Source organism: Kitasatospora sp. NPDC058965 (genome assembly GCF_042741245.1).
Taxonomy (GTDB): Bacteria; Actinomycetota; Actinomycetes; order Streptomycetales; family Streptomycetaceae; genus Kitasatospora.
Genome location: NZ_JBHYKG010000530.1, coordinates 1 through 2,995, shown reverse-complemented (window position 1 = coordinate 2,995; position 2,995 = coordinate 1). Strand labels below are relative to the sequence as shown.

The following is a 2,995-nucleotide window of genomic DNA, read 5'->3' as shown; positions in this document are numbered from 1 at the left end:
GGAGGTGCCCCCATCCTCCGCCTTGCGATGCACGCACCCCAACGCCGCCGCGCCCGCCCTTCGGGCGGACGACGGGGGTTTGAAGACGGACCCTATGGCCTGGGACCGGCGGGGAGGGCCAACTCGCGGGAATCGGACGTGCGGTGGCCCCGCCGCTCGGGCGAGCGACGGGGCCACCGGTCGGGCCGGCCCGGGGTCAGGCCAGCTTGCCCATGGCGTGGACCTCCTGGACGTCACCGGTGTTGAAGAAGCTCCACGGGACGGTGACGAAGCCGCCGTCGCCCCAGCCGCTGCCCCAGCTGTTCTCGATCTTCACGCCCTGGTCGTTGTAGCCCACGACGGTCACCTCGTGGCCGCCCACGACCGGGTCGCTGCCGGAGTCGCCGGGCAGGTAGCTGTAGCTGTCCGCGGTGGCGGAGTCGATGTCCATGAAGCTCTGGTGCACCTGGAAGCCGATCGGCACCGGCATGCCCTGGGATATCGCGTCCTCGATGGCGGAGCGGGCCGCGTCGCCGCTGGTGGGCAGCTCGGTGAAGCCGGAGAGCTTGTACTGGGCGGCGTTGGCGGTCTCGTTGGCGTCGGGCTGGGTGGTGTAGTCCTGGGTGCCCTGCCAGTAGTCGGACTGGGTGTCGATGCCCTGCTGCTGCTCCATCGGCAGCGCGACGCTGGCGTAGGTGCCCTGGTCGTTGCCCTGGGCGATCTGCGAGTAGATGTACATCGGGGCCATCGGGGCCCCGCTGATGCCCTGCTCGCTCATCAGGATGCCGTAGCCCGTGTAGCCGGTGGCCCAGGTGACGCAGGCCCCGACCTGGCCCTGGTCGCCCGGGGCGAGGGCGTAGTTGCTCAGGTCGGCACTGGCGGGGGCGGCGCCGCTCCGGGCGAACGGGGCGATGGCCGCGAGGTCGGTGGTCGCCGCGGCGTGCACCGCGTGCTTGTGGGCCTTCAGCGCGGCGAGGTCGAGGCCGAGGCCGTGCCGCAGGTGCTTGTGGTGGCCGGCCGGCCGCGCGGCGGCGGAGGCCGTGGTCGCCGCGGAGGCGACGGTCAGGCAGGACAGCGCGAGGGCAGCGGTGATGCCGATCGCCTTGGTTGCGCGCATGCATGTGCTCCTTGGGGGAAGCCGGCCCGTGGTGGGGCCGGCACGCCGTCCGATCGCCGTTGTGGGGCGGCGGGACGGAGCAGCGGGATGTGGGGGTCGCCCAGGTGACTGACCGTCACCTGCACGGCGAACACCGTAGGAGCAGGGCCGCCCGCTCGTCATGGGCAGAACATGACAATGTCGGGAACCGGTCAATTCTGGGAGCCCCCTGGAGATTCGCTGGGAGTCTGTGCGATGCGCGACGTACCCGGTGGGGCTGGCGGGGTCCGGAGGGCCGCGTGCGCAGGCGAAACCCCCGCCCCCGTGCGCGGCGGGGGCGGGGCGCTCCCAGCAGACGCTCAGGCGGCGCAGAACTCGTTGCCCTCGGGGTCCCGCAGTACCCACCAGTGGCCGGCCGGTCCCTTGTCGACCTCGCGGACCCGGGTGGCGCCCAGCGCCTCCAGCCTGGTGAGGAGCGCGTCCAGCCCGCCGGGTTCGGCGTGCACGTCGAGGTGCAGCCGGTTCTTGCCGGTCTTCGGCTCGGGCACGTCCTGGAAGAGCAGCCGCCGCCCGCGGCCCACCCCGCTCAGTTCGTCGAACGGGTCGTCCGGGTGCCGGACGGCGGCGAAGCCGCGGAAGGTCCGCCGCCCGTGGTGCTCCCGCACCGCCTCCTCGGGCAGCTGCCCGGCGGCCAGCAGCTGCTCGACCAGCCTGCTCGGGTCCTCCACCTCGTACCCCAGGGCCGCGGCCCAGAAGTCGGCGATCACGGGGGCGTCGGCACTGTCGACGACCAGTTTCCAGCTCAGTGTCATACACGTGTTCTACGAGGCGACCTGATCCGGTGGCAACCGCGACGCGCGGGGGCGGGCCGGTTCCGTCAGCGGCCGCAGTCGGGGCAGGGCGTGCGGGTGCGGCGGTGGAAGGAGACGGCGGCCAGGGCCAGGCCGAGGCCCCAGCACCAGTAGGCCGGCATCGCCACCCAGAGGAAGGCGTGCGGGAGGTCCCCGGGCCGGGCCGGGTGCGGGTGCAGCGTCTCGGCGGTCAACTGGCCGATGCCCACGCCGAAGTAGACCAGCAGACCGGCCGAGACCAGCACGGCCGGCAGCAGCACGAGCAACCGCGGCACCGCCCGCCCGCCCAGCAGCGGTACCCGCTGCGGAACCGTCCGCCCCCACCGGTGCACCAGGGAGAGCGGCAGCGCCGTCCCGGCCAGCAGGAAGCCGGCCTCGAAGACCGCCAGCGACGCGGCCCGGGCGGGCTGCACCGGGCCCGGCGAGCCCAGGCCCAGCCCGTACTGCGCCGCGATCCGCAGCCAGCAGCAGGCGACCGCGCCGTACGCGGCCCACCACGCCCCGCGCGGCGGCCGGGCGGCGGGTCCGCCCCCGTGCGGCGCGCCGGTGCGACCGCACCGCGGGCAGTCGCCCCAGGCCCGCCGGCGGTAGCCGAGGGCGGCGAGGGCGAGCAGCCCCGCCACGGCGGCGCACGCGGCGCGGCTGAGCAGGCCCGGCAGGTTGAACGGGATCCGCATCCCCGGCAGGGCCAGGCCCACGGCGTCCAGCAGCAGGAACGGGCAGCAGACCAGCAGCGCCCCGCTCACCAGCCAGGCGCCCAGCAGCAGCGGCAGGCGGGGCCGGCCGGCCCGCCCCACCGCCGCGGCCAGCGGCGCCGCCGCCGCGCAGAGCAGCACCGCGCCCCAGCGCGGGAAGACCAGCAGGTCGGTCCCGAACCGGCCGAAGGCCGGCGGTCGCCCCAGCGCCCAGGCCAGTTGGAGGGCGCCGTAGCCGAGGGCGGCCACCGCGGCGGCGGGCGCGGCCCGGGCGAGGAGTCGGGGCAGGTCGGGGGAGCGACGGGTACGGGATGCCATGCCCTCCACCCTGCTGGGCACCCGGCCGGGTCGGCATCGGGCGCCGGCAGGACGGC

3 protein-coding genes are annotated in these 2,995 nt (G+C 75.3%); all 3 read right to left on the bottom strand.

Translation table 11 applies throughout. The features are described 5' to 3' along the window. Positions 1-196 precede the first annotated feature (196 nt). Positions 197-1,096: a C1 family peptidase gene (locus tag ACFW1A_RS39720; protein ID WP_380418463.1), complete on the bottom strand. Its 900-nt coding sequence runs from the start codon at positions 1,094-1,096 to the stop codon at positions 197-199. 338 nt (positions 1,097-1,434) lie between these two features. Further along, positions 1,435-1,887, bottom strand: a complete 453-nt coding sequence (locus ACFW1A_RS39715) for a VOC family protein (RefSeq protein ID WP_380418461.1) — start codon at positions 1,885-1,887, stop codon at positions 1,435-1,437. A 65-nt stretch (positions 1,888-1,952) separates the two neighbouring features. After that, positions 1,953-2,939 (bottom strand): hypothetical protein, encoded by a 987-nt coding sequence (locus ACFW1A_RS39710; RefSeq protein WP_380418459.1) that lies wholly within the window; start codon positions 2,937-2,939, stop codon positions 1,953-1,955. Positions 2,940-2,995 lie beyond the last annotated feature (56 nt).